Below are 20,952 nucleotides of genomic sequence, written 5' to 3'. Positions count from 1 at the left end.
AACCGCGACACAACCGCGACATGAGCGACGCACATCAGCATATCGATTGGCGCGAACACGGCGTCAAGGTCATCCGGGGCGATCAGCTCGACACCAACACCGCGCAGACGCCCGGCATGAATCGCGCCGCCGCGATCAACGCCGCGCGCGTCGGGGCCCAGAAGATCTGGGCCGGCACCGTCACCATCCATCCGAATGCGAAGACCGGCGCGCATCATCATGGCGCGCTCGAGAGCGTCATCTATGTCGTGCGCGGCCAGGCGCGCATGCGCTGGGGCGAACATCTCGAATTCACGGCCGAAGCGGGTCCGGGCGACTTCATCTTCGTGCCGCCCTATGTGCCGCATCAGGAAATCAACGCCAGGACCGACGAGCCGCTCGAATGCGTGCTCGTGCGCAGCGACAACGAAGCGGTCGTCGTGAACCTGAATATCGATGCCGTTGAGCAGCCCGAGGAAGTCTATTGGGTCGATCCGATTCACAAGCATCCGCACGACCATTGAAGGCGGCACGCTGAGGACGGCGGCGCGGCGCGTATCTTGCTACCCAGGCCAGACGCGGCGGCGCTTTCGACGCGGCTCAACTGATCGCCCGCCCGGCGCAACCCGGCGCGGGCGCGACAACTACAACATCCGCACACGATGAAGACATCTTCCACCGACGCGCCTCTCCTCGACCTCGCTCGCCCGCATGCGGGAGAACTGGGCAATCATGCGATCGACGAATTCATGGCCGGGCGCCTCACGCGCCGCGAGCTGCTGCGCCATGCGAGTGTGCTCGGCTTCGCGCTCGCGGCGGGCGGCTTGTTCGGCATGCCGTCGGCGCGTGCGCAGGGCACGGCCAAGCCGGGCGGCACGATTCGCGTCGCGCATCTGACGCCGGCGGGCGCGGTGGATCCACTCACCGTCACCGACGCCGCCGGTCTCGCGCTGATCAACCAGACCGGCGAATTCCTGATCGACGATGACAGCGAGCACCTGACGCTGCGCCCGGCGCTCGCGCTCTCGTGGAAGTCGAACGACAAGGGCGACGTCTGGACCTTCAAGCTGCGCCCGAACGTGAAGTTCCACGACGGCCAGCCGATGAGCGCAAAAGACGTGGTCGCGACCTTCAACCGGCTGTCGGATCCGGGCGCGGGCTCGGCGGCGCTGTCGGTGCTGAAGGGCGTGCTGTCGAAGGATTCGGCGAAGGCCGTCGACGATCACACGGTCGAATTCCACCTCGACGCCCCCAACGGCAATTTTCCGTACTACGTGTCCTCGAATACGTACAACGCGGTGATCCTGCCGGCGAACTTCACCGGCCCGTACGAAAAAAGCTTCATGGGCACGGGCGCGCTGAAGCTGGAAAAGTACACGCCAAAGGTCGGCGCCTCGTTCGTGCGCAATCCCGACTACTGGGGTGAGAAGTCGCTGCCGGATCGTGTCAGCTTTTCGTTCTATGCGGATCAGCAGGCGCAACTGCTCGCGATGCAGGGCCGCCAGGCCGACGTGATGGGCGACTTCACGGTGCAGGGCGGCGTCTCGATGCTGACCAATCCGCAGTTCAAGGTGCTCGGCACGAAGTCGAGTTCGCACCGGCAGATTCACATGCGCTGCGACATGGGCGCGTTCAGGGACAAGCGCGTGCGCCAGGCGCTGGCGCTCGCGATCAATCGCGAAGTGATCGTCAAGGGGCTGTTCCGCGGACGCGCGCAGGTCGGCAACGACAGTCCGTTCGCGCCGGTGTTTCCGTCGAGCGACCTGAGCGTGCCGCAGCGCAAGTTCGATATCGCGAAGGCGAAGCAGTTGATGGGCGAAGCGGGCGTGGCGAACGGCTTCGACATCACGCTGACCACCGAGAAGTACATGGAGATTCCCGATCTCGCGGTGGTCGTGCAGAACGCGGCGAAGGAGATCGGCATCCGCATCACGCTCAAGGTGGAAAGCCAGGACCTGTACTACGGCTCGGGCACTTTCGGCAAGTCCGACTGGCTCGATTCGCCGCTCGGCATCACGGACTACGGTCATCGCGGCGTGCCGAACGTGTTCCTGAATGCGCCGCTGACGAGCGGCGGCACCTGGAACGCGGCGCACTTCAAGAACCCGGAGTACGACAAGCTGGTCACGCAGTTCGTGGCTGCGCTGGATGTCGCGTCGCAGAAGAAGCTGTCCGGGCAGATCCAGCGCCTGCTGCTCGACGAAACGCCGGTCGTGATTCCCTATTTCTACGACCAGTTGATCGTCACGCGCGCGACCGTCTCGGGCGTGCGCTTCAACGCGATTTCGCAAATGTGGTTCGACCGCGCGACGGTGGCGGCCGGTTGAGCGCGGCTAGGAGGTTCACGCGATGAGCACCCTCACGCCCACCACGCGCGTGGCCACGACGGGCAACGGCGCCGCGAAACTGCGCCGCATCGCGCGCTTCGTCGGCGTGCGGCTGCTGCTCGCGCTCATCACGCTCTGGCTGCTGTCGATGATCGTCTTCGCGGGCGGCCAGTTGCTGCCGGGCGATGTCGGCCGCGCGATCCTCGGCCCGCTCGCGGACGCCCGCGCGGTCGCGGCGCTCAATCATCAGCTGGGCGTCGACCGGCCGCTGCTCACGCAATACAGCGGCTGGATCAGCCATTTCCTGCGCGGCGACATGGGCGAATCCTATGCGTTCCGCGCGCCGGTCGCGCCGTTCATCGCGGGCGCGCTGTGGAACTCGGCGAAGCTCGGCGCGCTGGCGTTTGTCGTCGTGGTGCCGCTCGGCATCGCGGGCGGCGTGTACGCGGCGCTCCACGCGGGCCGCTGGATCGACCGGCTCATCAGCATCGGCGGACTGACGGCGACGGTCGTGCCGGAATTCGTTTCGTCGATCGTGCTGATCCTGATCTTCGGCGTGTGGCTGCAATGGCTGCCGATCGAAGCCACCGCGCCCGCCGGCGCAGGCTTCTTCACGCAGCTCGAACATCTGGTCCTGCCGGTGCTGCCGCTCGTCTTCGTGTTCTTCGGCTATATCGCGCGGATGGCGCGCGCCGGCACGGTCGAGGCGCTCGACGCCGACTACACCCGCACCGCGATCCTGAAAGGCCTGCCGCAGCGCGTCGTGATCCTGCGGCATGTGCTGCGCAACGCGTTGCTGCCGACCATCACCGTGGCCGCCACGCAGCTCGGCTACATGATCGGCGGCCTCGTGGTGGTGGAGACGCTGTTTCACTATCAGGGCATCGGCTCGCTGATCTACACCGCCGCTCAGGGCAAGGACTTTCCGATGCTCGAAGCCGGCGTGCTGACCATCGGCGTGATCTACACCGGGGCGAACCTGATCGCGGACGCGTTGTATGTGGTGCTGAATCCGCGCCTGCGCACGTCCGAATCCAGCGGAGACGCACCATGAGCACGACCGCCGCCCCGGCCTCCCCGCCCGTCAAGCCGCGCCGCTATGAGGCGCTCGGCGCGCTCGCGCGTTCGGGCAGCTTCGACCTCGGCGTATTGATCCTGCTGTTCTGGGTGCTGTGCGCGCTGTTCGGCCACTGGCTCGTGCCGCAGGACCCGTTCGCCTCCGACCCGCTCAATTCGCTCGCGCCGCCTTCCGCCGAACACTGGTTCGGCACCGATCAGCTCGGCCGCGACGTGTTCGCGCGGGTGATCGTCGGCTCGCGCGACATCCTCACCATCGCGCCGCTCGCCACGCTGCTCGGCACCGCGGCGGGCACGGCGATCGGCCTGATGGTCGGCTACTTCGGCGGCTGGGTCGACGCCGTGATAGGCCGCGCCATCGACGCGCTGCTGGCCCTGCCGCTCGTGATCGTCGCGCTGCTGGCGCTGGCGGCGGTGGGCGCGAGCAATACCACGGTGATCCTCGTCATCGGCCTGACCTTCGCGCCGATCACCGCGCGCACGGTGCGCGCCGCCGTGCTCGGCGAGCGTCATCTGGACTACGTGCTCGCGGCGCAACTGCGCGGCGAGAACGCGCTGTACATCATGTTCGCGGAGATCCTGCCGAACGTGCTGCCGCCGATCATCGTCGAAGCAACCGTACGGCTTGGCTACGCGATCTTCGCGGTCGCGACGCTTTCTTTTCTCGGCTTCGGCATCCAGCCGCCGTCCGCCGATTGGGGCCTCGCGCTCTCCGAGTGCTATACGCTGATGGCCGGCGGCGCGTGGTGGACGGTCGTGTTCGATGCCGCCGCGATCGCCACGCTGGTGGTCGCGGTGAATCTGGTCGCCGACGCCGTGCAGGGAGTGCTCGACCGATGAACGGCCCGCCGCCCTCTGCCTTCCCCACCTTCGGCGCCGCGAAAGGCGATCAGGCCGACGCACTGACCGTCGTCGGGCTGACGGTCGCCTACCGGTCGCGCGGACGCGAACGCGATGTGCTGCAGGACATCACCCTGCGCGTGAAGCGCGGCGAGGCGTACGGGCTCGTCGGCGAATCGGGCTGCGGCAAGTCGACGGCCGCACTCGCGGTGCTGCGCTATCTGCCGCGCAACGGCCGCGTGAAGGCGGGCAAGATCACGATTGCCGGCAGCGATGTCGCCGGGCTCAGCGCCGATGCGCTGCGCGGCATGCGCGCCAACGCCGTCTCGATGGTCTATCAGGATCCGGGGCGCGCGCTGAATCCGTCGCTGACGATCGCGCGGCAAGTCTCCGAAGCGTTCGAAGTCACGGGCGCCTCCGCCGGCGAAGCCCTCGCCCGCACCGCCGACATGCTCCGCCGCGTGCGCATCGCGTCGCCGGAACGCGTGATGGAGAGCTACCCGCATCAGCTGTCCGGCGGCATGCAACAGCGCGTCGTCATCGCGATGGCGCTGGCCTGCAATCCCGAACTGCTGATCCTCGACGAACCCACCACCGGGCTCGACGCCACCGTCGAGGCCGAAGTGCTCGATCTGATCGCGCAGCTGCGCGCCGAACTGGGCACGGCCGTGCTCTTCATCAGCCACAACCTCGCGGTGATCGGGCGCATGTGCGAGCGTGTCGGCGTGCTCTATGCCGGCAAGCTCGTCGAGGAAGGCGCGACCGCCGACGTGTTCGCGCAGCCGCGTCATCCGTACACGGTGGGTCTGCTGCGCTGCCTGCCGCGCGCGGGACGCAGCAAGGAAACCGGTCGGCTCGACACCATTCCCGGCTCGCTGCCGCTGCCGGGCGCGATCGCGCAGGGCTGCATCTTCGCGCCGCGCTGCAAGCTCGCCGACGAGCGCTGTCTGAAGGACGCGCCGCCACCCTACCGCGTGGCCGCCGCGCACGGCGACCAGATGGCGCGCTGCCATTATCACGAGCGTGCGCAAGACCTGCCGCGCGCCACCGACGAAGCGCCGGTGCCCGTCGCGAACGGCACGGGACAGCTGGCGTTGTCGGCGCGCAATCTGTCGAAGACCTTCCGGGTCGGCGATGAAGACGTGCGCGCCGTCCACGATGTCTCGCTCGACCTCGTGCAGGGCGAAACGCTCGGGCTGGTGGGCGAATCGGGCAGCGGCAAGACGACGCTCGCCAAGCTGTTGCTCGGGCTCGTCTCGCCCGACAAGGGCGCCACGCTCGAACTCGACGGCGCCAGCCTGCCCGAGCGCGTCACCCAGCGCAGCGACGAGCAGGTGAAGTCGTTGCAGATCGTCTTTCAGAATCCGGACTCGGCGCTCAATCGCGCTCATTCGGTGCGGCAGCTGATCGCGCGCTCGCTGTCGAAGCTCGCCGCGCTGCATGGCCCGGCGAAAGAGGCGCGACTGCACAAGCTGACCGAAGCCGTGCGGCTGCCGGCGCGCTATCTCGGCGCGCGCACCCGGCAATTGTCGGGCGGCCTGAAGCAGCGCGTGGCGATCGCACGGGCGTTCGCGGGCGACCCGCGCGTGGTCGTGTGCGACGAACCGACCTCCGCGCTCGACGTGTCCGTGCAGGCCGCCATCCTCAACCTGCTCGCCGACCTGCAGCGCGAACGCAGCGTCAGCTACGTGTTCATTTCGCACGATCTGCATGTCGTGAGGTATCTGTCGGACCGCATCGCGGTGCTGTATCTCGGCCGCATCATGGAGATCGGCCGCGCCGCCGATGTCTTCGGCGGGCCGCAGCATCCCTATACCGAAGCGTTGCTGTCGTCGGCGCCGTCACTCGACGGCACGCATGCGAAGCGCATTCGTTTGTCGGGCGACCTGCCGAGCGCGGCCCATCCGCCGTCGGGCTGCGTGTTCCATACGCGCTGCCCGCGCAAGATCGGTGCGGTGTGCGAAACCGAAACGCCGCCCTGCCGCGCCGCCGGCAACGACCACGCGATTCATTGCCACATTCCGGTGGAAGAGTTGCGAGCGTTGCAGCGCCGGGAGAGTTGATTGCACGGCGGGCCGCCCGGCGCAAGCATTGGCCGGAACCAAAGCGGTCCGCCACGTCTCTCATCGGTTCGACGTTCAACAACAATGAGGATTCAACCGATGAAACCCGCCCGTTCCATGGCCCGCGCATCGCTCGTCGCCGGCGCTGCTTTCGCCGTCACCTTCGCCGCCCAGGCACAGACCACCGCGCCCGCCCCAACGCCCGGCGCCTCCGACCCGACCTTCTCCGCCTACACGCTCGCGCAGCAGTGCGCCAACAAGTCGGATAACGCCGCACTGGCGCAGTGCCTGGGCGCGGTACGCGGCATCGTGCGCGGCTATCAGTACGGCGTACTGTTCCTGTCGCAACGCATGTCGCTGCCGGAGGCCGAGACCAGGCGCGTATCGCTGTGCCTGATGGACACGAAGGTGTCGTCGATCATCGATGATTTCGTCGCTGACGCGAAGCAGGTCAACGAAGACGACCTGAAGCGCACGCCCGCCGAAGTGGCGGTGCTGGGCTCGGTGCACGCGCATCACGCCTGCAGTTGAGCAGGCGCAGCTTCACAGCAATTGCTACAGCATTTCGAGCGGTCGCTTCGACTGGGGCGGCCTGAACTGCTGATCGATGTCGGCGAGTTCGTCCGCCGACAGTTCCAGGTCGAGCGCCGCGCGGTTCTCACGGACATGCGCGACGTCCGCCGCCTTTGGAATGGCGAATACCGCCGGTTGCTTCAGCACCCACGCCAGCGCCACCTGGAACGCCGACACCCCGCGCGCCGCCGCGATCTTTGCCAGCGCGCCGCCGCGCGGCAGGCGCGCGTGATCCACGGGGCTGTACGCCATGGCCGGCATGCGGCGTTCGCGCAGCCACGGCAGCAGGTCGAATTCCGCCCCGCGCCGCGCGACGTTATAGAGAATCTGATTGGTCGCGCAGGCGTTGCCGCCGTCCAGGGAGAAGAGCTCTTCCATGTCGTCGGTGTCGAAGTTGCTCACGCCCCAGTGGCGGATTTTGCCGTCGCGCTGTAATTTTTCGAAGCCGGCCAGCACGCCTTCCAGATCCTCGCCGCCGCGCCAATGCAACAGATACAGATCGATGCGGTCGGTCTTCAGGCGTTTTAGGCTGCGTTCACAAGCGGCCTGAACGCCGCGCTCGCTGCCATTGTGCGGATACACCTTGCTGACGATGAACAACGCGTCGCGCTGGTCGCCGAGCGCTTCGGCGATCAATTGCTCGCTCGCGCCGTCGCCGTACATCTCAGCGGTATCGATGAGCGTCATGCCCAACTCGACGCCCTCACGCAGGGCTGCAATTTCCTTGGCACGCGCATTCGGGCGGTCGCCCATTTCCCAGGTGCCCTGTCCGAGTTTCGGAAGAGTTTCGCCGCTCGGCAGCGTGACGGTTGATTCGGCAAGGGTCATTCGAGCCTCCTGATAAGCCAGCCGATCACAAAGCACGGAACACGCCCGCAGCGCCTGGTGAAGACGCCTTGGCGAGTCATTCATTGCAAGCCCGATACCGAACCCGTGAACGAAGAAAGTGATTCGCATGCGAAAGACCAACTCCAGTGGTCATTTAGAGTATTGACTACACATACTTCCACGCGCTCGCTTATGACTCCCGGAGTTAATTCCAGCGTCCGCTTCAGTTAATGCAAACGTCGTTAAATGAATGCAACATACGGTTTCGAATTCGATGAAATATAAATTCGCTGCGGTCGAACATTCATCTTCTTATCCCCTGATCGGTTTCATTTTTCGTACCAAAAAACGCGTTCCGGCGATTCCTCATAAAAGAATATTCGAAAATGACGAAAATATCAGAAACTGGTAGCAAAACTTTAAAGAATTGGATATTGCAATTCGCGTCGGCGATCAATATTATTTCCACAAGAAACGGGGGTGTTCAAATACTGGACGCATGCCTGGGATATGACGCAGGCGGGTGCGAGCCTGTATGACTCCAACAGTGAGAGGGCAACAATGAACCAGATCCATGCAATGCGGGTTTTCGTGCGGGTGGCAGATACTGAAAGCTTTCGCCGGGCTGCTCAACAACTCGATGTATCGAATGCACTGGTTACGCGAGCCATCGCGATGCTGGAAGCGCATTTGAAAACCCGGTTAATCAATCGAACCACACGGAATCTTTCGCTGACTGAAGCCGGCACCCGTTATCTCGAAGGTTGCCGCGCGTTACTCGAAGAACTCGATCATCTCGAATCCGCCATTACCCATACCGAGGGTGAACCGAGCGGCACGCTGCGTGTCGTGGCATCGAGCGCGCTGTCGCTGCTGACGCTCACGCCGCTCATCGACGGCTTCCGCAGGCTGCATCCGAGGGTCAATGTGCGTCTGACGCTCGCCGAGCGCCACGTCGATCTCGTCGAGGACGGCTACGACGTCGGCATCGTCACGGCTTACATGGTGTCGAGCACGGCGCTGGTCGAACGGCCCGTGGGCACCAACGCCTTCGTTCCGGTCGCCACGCCCGAGTTCATCGCGCAGCACGGCGCGCCCGTCGCGCCCGCCGATCTCCTTGGACTGCCCGCGGTCGCGTTGCCGAACGAGATGCGCAATCTGACCTGGCATTTCCGCCATCACCTCGGCGCCGCCGACCAGATCACGCTCGCGCCGGTCTATACGGTGAACAACGGCCTGATGGTGCGGTTGGGCACGCTGAAGGGCATCGGCTTCGCGATCCTGCCGGAGGGCATCGTGAATGCGGACCTGAAGGAAGGCACGCTGGTCCGCCTGCTGCCCGATTACGCCATCGACGACCCGGACATCAAGATGTCGATCGTCTATCCGGGACGCCAGTACTTGCCGGCCAAGACGCGCTTCTTCGTTGACTACGCGCTGGACTATCTCAGCCAGCGTTTCGCGACGTCCACGAGCATGCCGGACGAGGGTTTCCGTGCGCCGCACCTGGCGCTCAAACCGATGCCGGCCTCGGTCAACGCCGTGCCGGCCGCCGCGAACTGAAGCGGCGTTCCGGTTGCATCGGCGGACGGCGCGATCGCGGTCCGTCCCGCCCTGCCTGCGCGGCGCGCGGAGCGCGCCGTGCTCAGGTCTCGCCGTATTCAGCGCTGGTCACATCCGGCGCTGCGCACATCTCGTGCAGCAGCGGCGCTTCGCGCTCGTGCACTTCCACGGGCATGCACAACGCGCCCGCATAAGCCATGTAGCGCGCGCGATGCTGCCCGTTGCGAAAGGCCACGACCCCTTCCCGATGCACGCCGAGCAACCCGAGCAAGCCGGGCGAACGCCGCACGCTGATCGTCACGTACGGCATCTCCGGCACACGCGGATTGTCCGGGTCGAGAAACTCGCGGATGCCGCGCACCTTGCCGGCATGCCAGTCGTCGACGGCCTTGAGCACGTAGTCGGTGTCGTCGCGATCGGCGCACGCGAGCAACTTCCTCACGTCGACGAGCACGACCCGGTGGCGCGAGTCACGGCCAGTGAATACCCGCTTCAGACGCACGAAGTCATACTGCGGATGGCTCTGGAGCCTGACGATCCAGACCGCTTCTGCGGCGGTCGGCGTAACCATCGTGTCCATGTCGGTATCTGATGAAGACTGCGGCGCGCGCGCCCCGTGCGCGCGTGTTTCGCATCCATGCTTCGCTTGAACATTCCGCTTGATCTGCCTCGCGGTTCTCTCTCGGCGAACCTCGGGCCCAGCTAAACTTTTACACCCTAGACGCGATTCATGAAAGCGCCGTGACGGGCACGTGGCGTGCTTTTGTTGCCAGAATTGAACAGACTGGCGAAAGCGGCGGCGCGGCTGTCACGCGGCCGTCATGCACGCCTCGTGGACGCTCAAGTGGATAACGCTTCCGATCTCATCGTCGCGCGGCCCGAAGGTCTCTTCTGTGCTCCGGGCAACTTTTATATCGACCCATGGCGGCCGGTCGAACGGGCCGTCATCACGCATGCTCATGCCGATCACGCGCGTTTCGGGCACGCCCGCTATCTCGCCGCCGAACCGGGCGTCGGCGTGCTGCTGTCGCGGCTGCCGGGCATCGACGTGCAAGGACTGCCGTACGGCGAAGCCATCGACGTGAACGGCGTGCGCGTGTCGCTGCATCCCGCGGGACACGTGCTCGGCTCGGCGCAGGTGCGCGTCGAGTACAAGGGGCGCGTCTGGGTGGCGTCCGGCGATTACAAGGTCGAGCCCGATCCCACCTGCGCGCCCTTCGAGCCGGTCCGCTGCGACACCTTCATCACCGAGTCCACCTTCGGCCTGCCGATCTATCGCTGGGATCACCCGCGCGTGCTCTTCGACGGCATCGATTCCTGGTGGCGCCACAACGCGGCGCAGGGACGCGCGTCGGTGCTGTTCTGCTATTCGTTCGGCAAGGCGCAGCGCGTGCTGGCCGGCGTCGATGCCGCCATCGGCCCGATCTTCTGTCACGGCGCGGTCGAGCCGCTCAATCGCGCCTATGCGCAAGCGGGCGTGGCGCTGCCGCCGACGCGCCCGGTCAGCGAGATCGCCGCAAAGGACAAGGCCGCCTTCAAGGGCGCGCTGATCGTCGCGCCGCCGTCCGCGCAAGGCAGCACCTGGATGCGCCGCTTCGGCGACTACAGCGACGCCTTCGCGTCCGGCTGGATGCGCCTGCGCGGCACGCGGCGGCGCAAGGGCGTGGACCGCGGCTTCGTGCTGTCCGATCACGCCGACTGGCCGGGCCTGCAACTCGCGATCGGCGCGAGCCGGGCTGAACGCGTGATCGTCACGCACGGACAGATCGAGCCGATGGTCCGCTGGCTCACCGAGCAAGGCCTCGAAGCCGGCGCGTTCACGACCGAATACGGCGACGACGCCATCGAAGCCGACACCGCTCAACCCGAACCCGCTCCTGCCGGAGCCGACGCGTCATGAAGCGCTTCGCGACGCTCTACACCGCGCTCGACGCCACCACCTCGACCAACGAAAAGCTGGAAGCGCTGATTGCCTACTTTTCGGCAGCGGAGCCGGAAGATGCGGCATGGGCCGCATATTTCCTCGCGGGAGGCAAGCCGCGCCAGTCGGTGCCGGCGCGCCTGCTGGCCGAATTCGCCCGCGAGCGCGCGGGTCTGCCGGACTGGCTGTTCGAAGAGTCGTATCAGGCCGTGGGCGATCTCGCGGAAACCATCGCGCATGTGCTGCCGCCCGCGACGGGCGAATCGACGCTGGGGCTCGCGCAATGGATCGAGGAGCGCGTGCTGACATTGCGCGGCACGGATCCCGCGGAGCTGCGCGCGCGCCTGCTCGCCTACTGGGACGAACTCGACTGGAGCGAGCGCTTCCTGCTGACGAAGCTGATCGGCGGCGGTTTTCGGGTGGGCGTCGCGCGCCAGCTGGTCGTGCGCGCGCTGGCGCAAGTCGCGGGTGTCGATCACAAGCGCGTCGCGCAGCGCATGGTCGGCTGGACCGATTCGCGCCAGGCGCCGAGCGCCGCGCGCTATCTGCGGTTGATCGCGCCCGCCGCCGAGGGCGACGACGTCGATACGCCGCATGAAAGCGATCTCGGCCTGCCCTACCCGTTCTTTCTCGCGCATCCCTTGCAGGCCGATCCGGAGACGCTGGGGCCGCCCTCCGGCTGGCTCGCGGAATGGAAGTGGGACGGCATCCGCGCCCAGCTGGTGAAACGCGGAGGGCGTGTGTGGGTCTGGTCGCGCGGCGAGGATCTCGTCACGGACCGCTTCCCGGAACTCGCGTCGCTGGGCGCGGCGCTGCCCGACGGCACCGTGATCGACGGCGAAATCCTCGCATGGGAACCGGGCGCCGCCGCGCCCTTGCCATTCGCGCGCCTGCAGCCCCGCATCGCGCGCAAGTCGCTGACGAAGAAAGTGCTCGCGGATTCACCGGCCGCGCTGCTCGCCTACGACCTGCTCGAAGCGGACGGCCGCGATCTGCGCACCGAACCGCTGCACGCGCGGCGGGCGCGGCTCGACGCGCTTGCCCAGTCGATGTCCAGTACGCTCGCGGTCGACCTGCTGCGCGTGTCGCCGCTGGTGAGCGCGTGCGACTGGAGCGCGCTCGCTGCGTTGCGCGACGAGAGCCGTGCACGCGGCGTCGAAGGGCTGATGCTGAAGGAGCGCGAATCGATGTATGGCGTCGGGCGCACGAAGTCTTCGGGGACGTGGTGGAAATGGAAGATCGATCCGTATTCGATCGATGCGGTGCTGCTCTACGCGCAGCGCGGCCATGGACGGCGCGCGAGCCTCTACACGGATTTCACCTTCGCCGTCTGGGATGAAACCGACGGCGTGCGCACGCTCGTGCCGTTCGCGAAGGCCTACTCGGGCCTCACCGACGAAGAGATGCGCCGCGTCGATGCCATCGTGCGCAGAACGACCATCGAGAAATTCGGCCCGGTGCGCAGCGTCACGCCCACCCTGGTCTTCGAAATCGGCTTCGAGGGCATCCAGGCGAGCCCGCGCCACAAGTCGGGCATCGCAGTGCGCTTTCCGCGCATGCTGCGCTGGCGCACCGACAAGGCGATCGAGGACGCCGACACGCTGGAGATGCTCAAGGGTTTCCTCAATGAGGTCACGGCATGAGCGAGACCGATGCAAGCGGCAAGGACCGCCGCCGCGCGCCCCGGCCGCGCCGGATTCCGCGCACGCGCGCCGCGCAGGCGAAGCTCGATGCCGCGGCCGAGTTGTTCGTTCCCGCGCCGTTTGCCGTCGACGAGAATGAGGCCGCGCAGCCCTTCGATGTCCGCCTCGCGCGCTGGTTCGACGCACGTGGCTGGCAGCCCTTCCCCTTCCAGCGCGAAGCGTGGCGCGAGATCGCACGGGGCGCGAGCGGCCTGCTCCATGCGACCACCGGCGCGGGCAAGACCTGGGCCGTGTGGCTCGGCGCGCTGGCCGCCTTCGCGGACAAAGCGCCGAAACCGCAGCACAACCTGCAGCACAACCCGCAGCCCGCGCCGCTCACGGTGCTGTGGATCACGCCGATGCGCGCCCTCGCCGCCGACAGCGCCCGCGCGCTGCAAGCGGCGGTCACGGCGCTGGCGGTGCCGTGGAGCGTCGGGCTGCGCACCGGCGATACCACGTCTACCGAACGCGCGCGCCAGAACCGCCGCATGCCGTCGGCGCTCGTGACCACGCCCGAGAGTCTCACGCTGATGCTGACGCGCGCCAACGCGCAGGAAGAGCTCAGGCATCTGCGCATGATCGTCGTCGACGAATGGCACGAACTGCTCGGCAACAAGCGCGGCACGCAGACGCAACTGGCCATCGCGCGCCTCGCGCACTGGCGTCCGGACCTGCGGATCTGGGGACTTTCCGCGACGCTCGGCAACCTCGCGCTCGCGCACGATGCGCTGCTGCATCCCGTCAGGACGCCGCGCGTCGTCGTGCAAGGCGCGCAACCGAAGACGCTCGTCGTCGATACGCTGATTCCCGACACCATCGAACGCTTTCCGTGGGGCGGGCACCTCGGCGTGCGCCAGGTCGGGCCGGTGGCCGCCGAGATCGATCAGGCGCAAAGCTCGCTCGTCTTCACCAACACACGCTCGCAGGCGGAAATCTGGTATCGCGCGCTGCTGGAATTGCGCCCGGATTGGGCTGGCCTGCTCGCGCTGCATCACGGCTCGCTCGACAAGGAAGTACGCGACTGGGTCGAACTCGGCCTCAAGAACGGGCAACTGAAGGCGGTGGTGTGCACGTCGAGTCTCGATCTCGGCGTCGACTTCCTGCCGGTGGACCGCGTGTTCCAGATCGGCTCGCCGAAGGGCGTCGCGCGGCTGATGCAGCGCGCCGGGCGCTCGGGCCACGCGCCCGGACGCGTGTCGCGCGTGACCATCGTGCCGACTCACGCGCTCGAACTCGTCGAGGCCGCGGCGGCGCGCTGGGCGATCGGCGAGAAACGCATCGAGGGCCGCGACATGCCGCTCAAGCCACTCGACGTGCTGGTCCAGCATCTCGTGACGGTGGCGATCGGCGGCGGCTTCACGGCGGCCGAGATGTACGACGAAGTGCGCCGCGCCTACGCGTATCGCGATCTCACGCAGGCCGAGTTCGACTGGGCGCTCGCGTTCGTCGAGCGCGGCGGCACTTCGCTGGGCGCGTATCCGGATTTTCATCGCGTCGCACAGGGCGATGACGGCGTGTATCGCGTGCCGCGCGAAGACCTCGTGCGCCGCCATCGCAACAACGTCGGGACGATCGTTGCGAATGCAACCATCAACGTGGCGTACATGACGGGTGGACGGATCGGCGCGATGGAGGAGTCGTTCATCTCGCGCCTTAAACCCGGCGATGTCTTCACCTTCGGCGGACGCTCGCTCGAACTCGTGCGCGTGCGCGACATGACCGCTTACGTGAAGCGCGCAACCTCGTCACGCGGCGCGATGCCGCAATGGGCCGGCAGCAAGATGCCGCTGTCGTCGGAACTCGCGGAGGCCGCGCTCGTGATGCTCGCCCGCGCCAGCGACGGCATCCATGACGAGCCCGAGATGCGCGCCGTCGAACCGTTGCTCGACTTGCAGGCGAAGTGGTCGGCGCTGCCGGGACCGGGCGTGCTCGTGGTGGAATGCGTGCGTTCACGCGAAGGACATCACTTCTTCTGCTATCCGTTCGCGGGACGCATGGCGCACATCGGCCTGGGATCGCTGATCGGCTGGCGCGTCGCGCGCGACCAGCCGAGCACCTTCTCCATCTCGATGAACGACTATGGCTTCGAGTTGCTGTCCGCGCGGCCGTTCGACTGGGAGACGCTCATCGCCGAAGGGCTGTTTTCACCGGACAACCTGGAGCATGACATTCTCGCCAGCCTCAACGCATCGGAGTTGTCGTCGCGGCGATTCCGCGAGATCGCGCGGGTGTCGGGGCTCATTTATCAAGGGCATCCCGGACAGCAGAAGAGCGCGCGTCAGTTGCAGGCGTCGAGCGGCCTGTTCTATGAAGTCTTCCGCAAGCACGACAGCGGCAATCTGCTGCTCGCGCAGGCGGATCAGGAAGTCATGCTGCAGGAACTCGAACTCGGACGCATCCGCGCGGCGCTGCAGCGCATGAGCGAGAGCCGCCTCGCGCTGACCCATCCGAAGAAGCCGACGCCGTTCGCCTTCCCGTTGATCATCGCGCGGCTGCGGGAAAAGGTCAGCACGGAAAAGCTGTCGGATCGCGTGGAGCGTATGCTCGCGGATCTGGAGAAGGCAGCGGACAAGTAAATGGCAATTGAGGCACTGACCATCGATGTGAACGGCCACGCGCTCGTGCTCTCGGCAGACCGCGCGGCATTCGATCCCGTCCTCGGGAGTCTGTTCATCGCCGATGCGCATTTCGGCAAGGACGCCGTGTTTCGCGCGCGCGGCATTCCGGTGCCGGCCGGCACCACCGGCGAGAGCCTCGCGCGGCTCGACGCGCTGGTCGCGGCGCATCGGCCGGAATCCGTGGTGTTTCTCGGCGACCTGCTGCATGCGCGCGAATCGCACGCGCAGGAAACGCTCGAGGCGCTCGGCGCCTGGCGGGAGAGACATCGGGGCTTGCGGCTCGTGCTGGTCGAAGGCAATCACGACCGGCATGCAGGTGCGCTGCCCACGGCATTCGGCGTCGAACTCGTGAAGGAACCGTACCGGCTCGGCCCATGGGCGCTGTGTCATCACCCGCAGACGGTGGACGGCGCGTACGCGCTCGCGGGCCATGAACATCCGGTGTACCGGCTCGCGACGCGCCTCGACCGCGCACGCCTGCCGTGCTTCCGGTTCGGCGCGCGCGCGGGCGTGCTGCCGGCGTTCGGCGCGTTCACCGGCGGCTTCGAGGTAAACCACGAGGTACGCCGCGAAGCGGTCTACGTCATCGCCGGCGAGCGCGTGCTGCAGGTCAGTGATAGATCCTCGTCGATGACTGGAGCTGCGTGAGCTTGCCGCGCGTGAAGCCGTACCAGCCGAGATTCGACTGCATCACCACTTCCTCGCCCTGCCAGAACACGCGCTTGACCGTCATGCGCTGGCCGGTGCGCTGCACCAGCGGCGGATTGCGGCGCAGGTCGTACAGAATCGGTCCGGTGTCGGTCTGCACCAGCATGCGCGCAACGGTAACGCCCGCGCCCGGCGTGTCATCGAAATGGACGATGCGCTTCGCGTCGAAGCGGTCGAACACCTGCGTGTCGATGAGCGCGGCCATGCCGGACTCGTCCTGCAGGAAATGCAGCGTGCCCGCCGGCGTGGGGATCGGCCCGGCGGCGTTGCTTTGAGCGAACGCCTGTGCGGCGACCATGAACGTGGCCGCCATGGCGGCGCCAATACAGAATTTTGTCGGTGACATCGTTATTCAGTAATTGCTGCGTTTTTCCAACAGTGGCCGGGTCATGCGATCCGCAACGAATGCGCGGCAGCGACACTGTTACCGGAAACATCTGACGCAAGCCGGCGCGACATTCGCAAGACTCATGCGCCGGGATGCTTGACAAAAGAATTTCCATGCGGCGCCAGGCTTCATCCGGGACAGCCGACCTAGGGTTTATACCAGCATCGCAAAAAGCCTTTCGGTACAATTCGAGCCTTCAAACCGCCCCGGCGCCGGCATCGCTCAGTCCGACGATGCGCGCGCGGCGTGACCCCGCTCCGTCTCCACCATGCCCCTGCCTCTTTTCGCTCTCGCCATTGCCGCGTTCGGCATCGGTACGACCGAGTTCGTCATCATGGGCCTGCTGCCCAACGTCGCACGCGATCTCGCCGTATCGATCCCCGCAGCCGGCATGCTCGTCTCCGGCTACGCGCTCGGCGTCACCATCGGCGCGCCGATCCTCGCCGTGGTCACCGCGAAAATGCCGCGCAAGAAAGCGCTGATGGGGCTGATCGGCGTGTTCATCGTCGGCAACATGCTGTGCGCGCTGGCCCCGAACTACTGGGTGCTGATGGGCGCGCGCATCGTCACCGCGTTCTGCCATGGCGCATTCTTCGGCATCGGCTCGGTGGTCGCCGCCGATCTCGTCGCGCCGAACCGCCGTGCCCAGGCCATCGCGCTGATGTTCACCGGGCTCACGCTCGCCAACGTGCTCGGCGTGCCGCTCGGCACCGCGCTCGGCCAGGCGGCCGGCTGGCGCTCGACCTTCTGGGTCGTCACGCTGATCGGCATTGCGGCGGCCGGCGCCCTCGCCGTCTGCCTGCCGAAGCACATCGAGATGCGCGAAACCAGCATCCTGCGCGAATTCGACGTGCTCAAGAATCCGCAGGTGCTGATGGTGCTCGGCATCAGCGTGCTCGCCTCGGCCAGTCTCTTCTCGGTGTTCACGTATATCACGCCGATCCTCGAAGACGTAACCGGCTTTACGCCGCATGCGGTCACCTACGTGCTGCTGCTGTTCGGCCTCGGCCTCACGGTGGGCAGCACGCTGGGCGGCAAGCTGGCGGACTGGAAGCTGCTGCGCTCGCTGCTGTCGTTCCTGCTGGCCATCGTCGTGATCCTGACGATCTTCGCCGGCACGATGCACGAGCCCGTCCCGGCGATGGTGACGATTTTCTTCTGGGGCGTGCTCGCGTTCGCGATCGTGCCACCGCTGCAGATCCTCATCGTCAACCGCGCGAGCGACGCGCCCAATCTCGCCTCGACCCTGAACCAGGGCGCCTTCAACCTCGGCAACGCGACCGGCGCGTGGCTGGGCGGCTGCGTGATCGGCGCGGGCGCGCCGCTCACCGCGCTGCCCTGGGTCGGCATCCTGATGGCGGCGAGCGCGTTCGGCCTGACGCTCGTGTCGGCGACGCTCGACAAGCGCGCCCGCCGTCTGGCGATCGGCCAGGCGGCCTGAACGCCGCCCACGGCAATGCATGAAGGGCATCCTCTCGCGTGATTTTCTTGCGCTGATCCTGAGCGTCGCGGTCGTCGGACTGGGACTCGGCGCGACGCTGCCGCTGACCGCCCTCGCACTGACGCAGTCGGGTCACGGCAGCGGCGTCGTCGGCCTGATGACGGCGATGCAGGCAGGCGGCGGCCTGCTGATCGCGCCGTTCGCGGGCCGCGTGACGACGCGTTACGGCGCGCGCGAGATCATCGTCGTCACGGTACTGCTCGCGGCGTGCGCCACCATCGCGATGCAGTTCACCTCGAACCTGTGGCTGTGGGCCGCGCTGCGCCTCGTGTTCGGCGCGGCGCTGATGCTGCTGTTCACCATCGGCGAAGCCTGGGTCACGCAACTCGCCGACGATGCCACGCGCGGCCGCGTCGTCGCGATCTATGCGACGAACTTCACCCTCTTCCAGATGACGGGCCCGGTGCTGGTCAGCGTGATCGGCGGCTGGCCGGCGTGGCGCTTCGCGATCTGCGGCGCGATCTTCCTGCTGGCGCTGCCGGCGCTGGCGTCGATCCGCGGTCAGCCGCACGCGCTCGCGCCGGACCCGGACGAAAGCGGACACGGCGACTGGCGCGACGTGCTGCCGCGCATGCCGGCGCTCGTGATCGGCACGGGCTTTTTCGCGCTCTTCGATACGCTCGCGCTCTCCCTGATGCCGCTGTTCGCGATGGCGCACGGCGTGAGCCAGGATCTCGGCGTGCTGTTCGCGTCCGCGATCCTGCTGGGCGACACGACCATGCAGTTTCCGATCGGCTGGCTCGCCGACCGTTTCGGGCGCGCAAAGGTCCACGCCGGCGCGGGGGGCGTCGTCGTGGCGCTGCTGCCGGTGCTGCCGTGGGCGGTGGCGACGCCGTGGCTCTGCTGGCCGCTGCTGTTCGTGACCGGCGCGGCGGCGGGCAGTGTCTATACGCTTTCGCTGGTGGCCTGCGGCGAGCGCTTTCGCGGACCGTCGCTCGTGTCCGCGACGGCGATCGTCGGGGCGTCCTGGAGCGTCGCGAGCTTCGGCGGGCCGATCATCGCGGGAACGCTGATGCAGCGCGTCGGCGCGGATGCGCTGGTCGGCGTGCTGACGGCGGCGGCGGGCGCGTTCCTGGTCGCGGCGTGGTGGGAAAGGCGGCGCGGGACGGAACGCGTGTCAGGTTGACGTCAGTTCAACACCGACAACCCGACGTTCGCTATTTTCGCGTTCGATAAGGCCGTTTGAACTCGACGTGATCCGCATATTTCCGCTTGGCTGCCACCGTCAGCGCGATCACGACGATCAGGCCTACGACCATGGCCGCAGGCGCATTGTTCGAGATTTTCCAGCCCAGGAAGACAGTGACCCCGGCGGCAAACAAGATCGCCAGGGACTGTTGCTTCGGCAAGCCGTAATACACCTCGGCCTGACAGCCCCGACAGACGCGGGCTCCGCGGGGTACGCCGTAAAGACAGTGCGGACAAGTAAGGTCGCTCATTCGGTCTCCGGTTCGAGTATTTTGCGATGCATGTTTCTATCGCGACTCGAACCGCGGAGACCATACGATTCGTCCTAACTCGGCGCGGCGGAGTGAATCATCACACCGCCTGCACCGCCCCGCCCTTTTCCCGCCGCACGAACGCGAGCACCATCACCAGCCCCGCCGAGCACAACACCGGCAGCGCTGCCGCATGGAACAGCGCGACGTTGCTCCAGCCAAGCGCGATCATCTGGCCGCCGACGAGCGGTCCGATCACCGAGCCCACACGCCCGATACCCAGACTCCAGCCGATGCCGGTCGAGCGCAGCGCCGTCGGATAGTAATGGCCGGCGAGCGCATTGACCGCCGGCTGTCCGCCGACGATGCAAAACCCGCTCGCGAACACCGCCACGAACAGCCAGGTCTGCACATGCGCGACGCCGCCGATCATCCCGACGCACAGCGCGCCGAGCGCGAAGCACGCGAGCAGCACGCGCACGAATCCGAGCCGTTCGATGAACCAGCCGAGCGAAAGCGTCCCGATCACGCCGCCGGTCTGCAACAACGTGCCGACCAGCACCGCCATGCCGGGTGAATAGCCGGCGTCGCGCATCACGGTGGGCAGCCAGTTCGACAGAAAGTACAGGTCGATCAGATTCATGAAGCTGATGGCCCACAGGATCAGCGTGACCGGTCCGCGGCCAGCGCGGAACAGTTCGGCCACGGGCGCGCCGCCGCTGGCCTTCTCACGCACGACGAGGCGCGTCGAGGCGTCGATGCGCAGCGTCGGATCGAACTTGGCGAGCCAGTCCCGCGCACGCGCCTCGCGGCCCTTCAGCACGAGGAACTGGAGCGACTCCGGCAGCGCGGCGATCATCGCGAACGCGAGCAGCAGCGGCACTGCGCCGCCGACCCAGAACACCGCGCGCCAGCCGAACGCCGGAATCAGCGCGGCGCTGACGAAGCCGCCGAGCGCCGCGCCGAGCGTGAAGCCGCACGACACGAGCATCATCCGCTTGACGCGATGTTCGGGCGTCGAGAACTCGCCGACCAGCGCCATCGCGTTGGGCATGATGCAGCCGAGACCGAGCCCCGTGACGAAGCGCAGCACGGTCAGCACGGTCAGGTCGTTGGTGAACGCGGTGGCGATCATCGAGAGCCCGAAGAACAGCGTCGCGCCGATCAGCACCGGACGCCGCCCGATGCGGTCCGCCAGCACCGAGAGTCCGAGCGCGCCCAGCAGCATGCCGAACAGGCTCGCGCTGAACACCGGCCCGAGCGCCGCCTTCGATACATGCCAGTCCGCGATGACGGCGGGCGCGACATAGCCCATGGCCTGCGCGTCGAAGCCGTCGATGACGAGACACAGCCCGCACAGCGCAAGCAGCATCCACTGGAAACCCGGCCGGTGCGCGCTGCCCAGCGCGCGCTCGACGTCGATGGTCGTCTCACTCATGTCCTTG

The 20,952-nt window shown here is 66.9% G+C and carries 18 protein-coding genes; 13 read left to right on the top strand and 5 right to left on the bottom strand.

Features of this window, described 5'->3' with window-relative positions; translation table 11 throughout:
- The first annotated feature begins 20 nt into the window (after nt 1–20).
- From QCE62_RS03040 to QCE62_RS03015, 6 genes are all read left to right on the top strand, one after another.
- The gene (locus QCE62_RS03040; RefSeq protein WP_309807436.1) at nt 21–503 is read left to right on the top strand and encodes a cupin domain-containing protein; all 483 of its coding nucleotides are present in this window, start codon (nt 21–23) and stop codon (nt 501–503) included.
- A 138-nt stretch (nt 504–641) separates the two neighbouring features.
- Nucleotides 642–2,306, top strand: coding sequence for an ABC transporter substrate-binding protein (locus tag QCE62_RS03035; RefSeq protein ID WP_309914175.1), 1,665 nt, complete (start codon nt 642–644; stop codon nt 2,304–2,306).
- 22 nt (nt 2,307–2,328) lie between these two features.
- Nucleotides 2,329–3,360, top strand: coding sequence for an ABC transporter permease (locus tag QCE62_RS03030; RefSeq protein WP_309914172.1), 1,032 nt, complete (start codon nt 2,329–2,331; stop codon nt 3,358–3,360).
- The gene (locus QCE62_RS03025; protein WP_309914169.1) at nt 3,357–4,223 is read left to right on the top strand and encodes an ABC transporter permease; all 867 of its coding nucleotides are present in this window, start codon (nt 3,357–3,359) and stop codon (nt 4,221–4,223) included. Before QCE62_RS03030 ends, QCE62_RS03025 begins: the two co-directional genes overlap by 4 nt.
- The gene (locus tag QCE62_RS03020) at nt 4,220–6,286 is read left to right on the top strand and encodes an ABC transporter ATP-binding protein (protein ID WP_309914167.1); all 2,067 of its coding nucleotides are present in this window, start codon (nt 4,220–4,222) and stop codon (nt 6,284–6,286) included. Before QCE62_RS03025 ends, QCE62_RS03020 begins: the two co-directional genes overlap by 4 nt.
- Nucleotides 6,287–6,385: 99 nt before the next feature.
- The gene (locus tag QCE62_RS03015) at nt 6,386–6,817 is read left to right on the top strand and encodes a hypothetical protein (RefSeq protein WP_309914164.1); all 432 of its coding nucleotides are present in this window, start codon (nt 6,386–6,388) and stop codon (nt 6,815–6,817) included.
- A 24-nt stretch (nt 6,818–6,841) separates the two neighbouring features.
- Here QCE62_RS03015 and QCE62_RS03010 read toward each other — a convergent pair whose 3' ends face one another.
- Nucleotides 6,842–7,687: an aldo/keto reductase gene (locus tag QCE62_RS03010; protein WP_309914161.1), complete on the bottom strand. Its 846-nt coding sequence runs from the start codon at nt 7,685–7,687 to the stop codon at nt 6,842–6,844.
- A gap of 510 nt (nt 7,688–8,197) precedes the next feature.
- On the opposite strand from QCE62_RS03010, the gene QCE62_RS03005 reads away from it, so the two are divergent.
- Nucleotides 8,198–9,250 carry a LysR family transcriptional regulator gene (locus QCE62_RS03005; protein ID WP_309919572.1) on the top strand — a complete coding sequence of 351 codons (1,053 nt, stop codon included), beginning with the start codon at nt 8,198–8,200 and terminating at the stop codon, nt 9,248–9,250.
- An 82-nt stretch (nt 9,251–9,332) separates the two neighbouring features.
- On the opposite strand, the gene QCE62_RS03000 is transcribed toward QCE62_RS03005, so the two are convergent.
- Nucleotides 9,333–9,830, bottom strand: a complete 498-nt coding sequence (locus tag QCE62_RS03000; RefSeq protein ID WP_309914158.1) for a plasmid fertility inhibition factor family protein — start codon at nt 9,828–9,830, stop codon at nt 9,333–9,335.
- A gap of 264 nt (nt 9,831–10,094) precedes the next feature.
- Between QCE62_RS03000 and QCE62_RS02995 the strand changes: the two genes are divergently transcribed.
- Genes QCE62_RS02995 through pdeM form a run of 4 tightly spaced genes read left to right on the top strand, consistent with a single transcriptional unit; the run spans nt 10,095 to nt 16,119 of the window.
- Entirely contained in the window at nt 10,095–11,150 is a 1,056-nt protein-coding gene (locus tag QCE62_RS02995; protein WP_309914155.1) for a ligase-associated DNA damage response exonuclease, read from the top strand.
- Nucleotides 11,147–12,814 (top strand): ATP-dependent DNA ligase, encoded by a 1,668-nt coding sequence (locus QCE62_RS02990; RefSeq protein ID WP_309914152.1) that lies wholly within the window; start codon nt 11,147–11,149, stop codon nt 12,812–12,814. The genes QCE62_RS02995 and QCE62_RS02990 overlap by 4 nt, the downstream gene beginning before the upstream one ends.
- Entirely contained in the window at nt 12,811–15,429 is a 2,619-nt protein-coding gene (locus QCE62_RS02985) for a ligase-associated DNA damage response DEXH box helicase (RefSeq protein WP_309914148.1), read from the top strand. The genes QCE62_RS02990 and QCE62_RS02985 overlap by 4 nt, the downstream gene beginning before the upstream one ends.
- Nucleotides 15,430–16,119, top strand: a complete 690-nt coding sequence (gene pdeM, locus QCE62_RS02980) for a ligase-associated DNA damage response endonuclease PdeM (RefSeq protein ID WP_309914146.1) — start codon at nt 15,430–15,432, stop codon at nt 16,117–16,119. It abuts the gene before it with no gap.
- On the opposite strand, the gene QCE62_RS02975 is transcribed toward pdeM, so the two are convergent.
- Nucleotides 16,082–16,525, bottom strand: coding sequence for a hypothetical protein (locus tag QCE62_RS02975; protein ID WP_309914143.1), 444 nt, complete (start codon nt 16,523–16,525; stop codon nt 16,082–16,084). The genes pdeM and QCE62_RS02975 overlap by 38 nt on opposite strands.
- Before the next feature lie 310 nt (nt 16,526–16,835).
- On the opposite strand from QCE62_RS02975, the gene QCE62_RS02970 reads away from it, so the two are divergent.
- Nucleotides 16,836–18,008: an MFS transporter gene (locus tag QCE62_RS02970; RefSeq protein WP_309914141.1), complete on the top strand. Its 1,173-nt coding sequence runs from the start codon at nt 16,836–16,838 to the stop codon at nt 18,006–18,008.
- Nucleotides 18,009–18,027: 19 nt separating this feature from the next.
- Nucleotides 18,028–19,194 (top strand): MFS transporter, encoded by a 1,167-nt coding sequence (locus QCE62_RS02965; protein ID WP_309914138.1) that lies wholly within the window; start codon nt 18,028–18,030, stop codon nt 19,192–19,194.
- A 31-nt stretch (nt 19,195–19,225) separates the two neighbouring features.
- Here the strand turns inward: QCE62_RS02965 and QCE62_RS02960 are convergent, their stop codons facing one another.
- Nucleotides 19,226–19,507 (bottom strand): hypothetical protein, encoded by a 282-nt coding sequence (locus tag QCE62_RS02960; RefSeq protein WP_309914135.1) that lies wholly within the window; start codon nt 19,505–19,507, stop codon nt 19,226–19,228.
- Between the two features lie 100 nt (nt 19,508–19,607).
- Nucleotides 19,608–20,945 carry an MFS transporter gene (locus tag QCE62_RS02955; RefSeq protein WP_309914132.1) on the bottom strand — a complete coding sequence of 446 codons (1,338 nt, stop codon included), beginning with the start codon at nt 20,943–20,945 and terminating at the stop codon, nt 19,608–19,610.
- Nucleotides 20,946–20,952 lie beyond the last annotated feature (7 nt).

Source organism: Caballeronia sp. LZ033, assembly GCF_031451265.1.
Lineage (GTDB): Bacteria > Pseudomonadota > Gammaproteobacteria > Burkholderiales > Burkholderiaceae > Caballeronia.
Note: the sequence above shows the minus strand (reverse complement) of the source record. Positions and strands in the feature narration are given on the sequence as shown.

What these genes read in the sequence shown, in the direction of transcription:
- QCE62_RS03040 (WP_309807436.1), top strand. Translation starts at nt 21, where the DNA reads ATGAGCGACGCACATCAGCATATCGATTGGCGCGAACACGGCGTCAAG.
- QCE62_RS03035 (WP_309914175.1), top strand. Translation starts at nt 642, where the DNA reads ATGAAGACATCTTCCACCGACGCGCCTCTCCTCGACCTCGCTCGCCCG.
- QCE62_RS03030 (WP_309914172.1), top strand. Translation starts at nt 2,329, where the DNA reads ATGAGCACCCTCACGCCCACCACGCGCGTGGCCACGACGGGCAACGGC.
- QCE62_RS03025 (WP_309914169.1), top strand. Translation starts at nt 3,357, where the DNA reads ATGAGCACGACCGCCGCCCCGGCCTCCCCGCCCGTCAAGCCGCGCCGC.
- QCE62_RS03020 (WP_309914167.1), top strand. Translation starts at nt 4,220, where the DNA reads ATGAACGGCCCGCCGCCCTCTGCCTTCCCCACCTTCGGCGCCGCGAAA.
- QCE62_RS03015 (WP_309914164.1), top strand. Translation starts at nt 6,386, where the DNA reads ATGAAACCCGCCCGTTCCATGGCCCGCGCATCGCTCGTCGCCGGCGCT.
- QCE62_RS03010 (WP_309914161.1), bottom strand. Translation starts at nt 7,687, where the DNA reads ATGACCCTTGCCGAATCAACCGTCACGCTGCCGAGCGGCGAAACTCTT.
- QCE62_RS03005 (WP_309919572.1), top strand. Translation starts at nt 8,198, where the DNA reads ATGACGCAGGCGGGTGCGAGCCTGTATGACTCCAACAGTGAGAGGGCA.
- QCE62_RS03000 (WP_309914158.1), bottom strand. Translation starts at nt 9,830, where the DNA reads ATGGACACGATGGTTACGCCGACCGCCGCAGAAGCGGTCTGGATCGTC.
- QCE62_RS02990 (WP_309914152.1), top strand. Translation starts at nt 11,147, where the DNA reads ATGAAGCGCTTCGCGACGCTCTACACCGCGCTCGACGCCACCACCTCG.
- QCE62_RS02985 (WP_309914148.1), top strand. Translation starts at nt 12,811, where the DNA reads ATGAGCGAGACCGATGCAAGCGGCAAGGACCGCCGCCGCGCGCCCCGG.
- pdeM (WP_309914146.1), top strand. Translation starts at nt 15,430, where the DNA reads ATGGCAATTGAGGCACTGACCATCGATGTGAACGGCCACGCGCTCGTG.
- QCE62_RS02975 (WP_309914143.1), bottom strand. Translation starts at nt 16,525, where the DNA reads ATGTCACCGACAAAATTCTGTATTGGCGCCGCCATGGCGGCCACGTTC.
- QCE62_RS02970 (WP_309914141.1), top strand. Translation starts at nt 16,836, where the DNA reads ATGCCCCTGCCTCTTTTCGCTCTCGCCATTGCCGCGTTCGGCATCGGT.
- QCE62_RS02965 (WP_309914138.1), top strand. Translation starts at nt 18,028, where the DNA reads ATGAAGGGCATCCTCTCGCGTGATTTTCTTGCGCTGATCCTGAGCGTC.
- QCE62_RS02960 (WP_309914135.1), bottom strand. Translation starts at nt 19,507, where the DNA reads ATGAGCGACCTTACTTGTCCGCACTGTCTTTACGGCGTACCCCGCGGA.
- QCE62_RS02955 (WP_309914132.1), bottom strand. Translation starts at nt 20,945, where the DNA reads ATGAGTGAGACGACCATCGACGTCGAGCGCGCGCTGGGCAGCGCGCAC.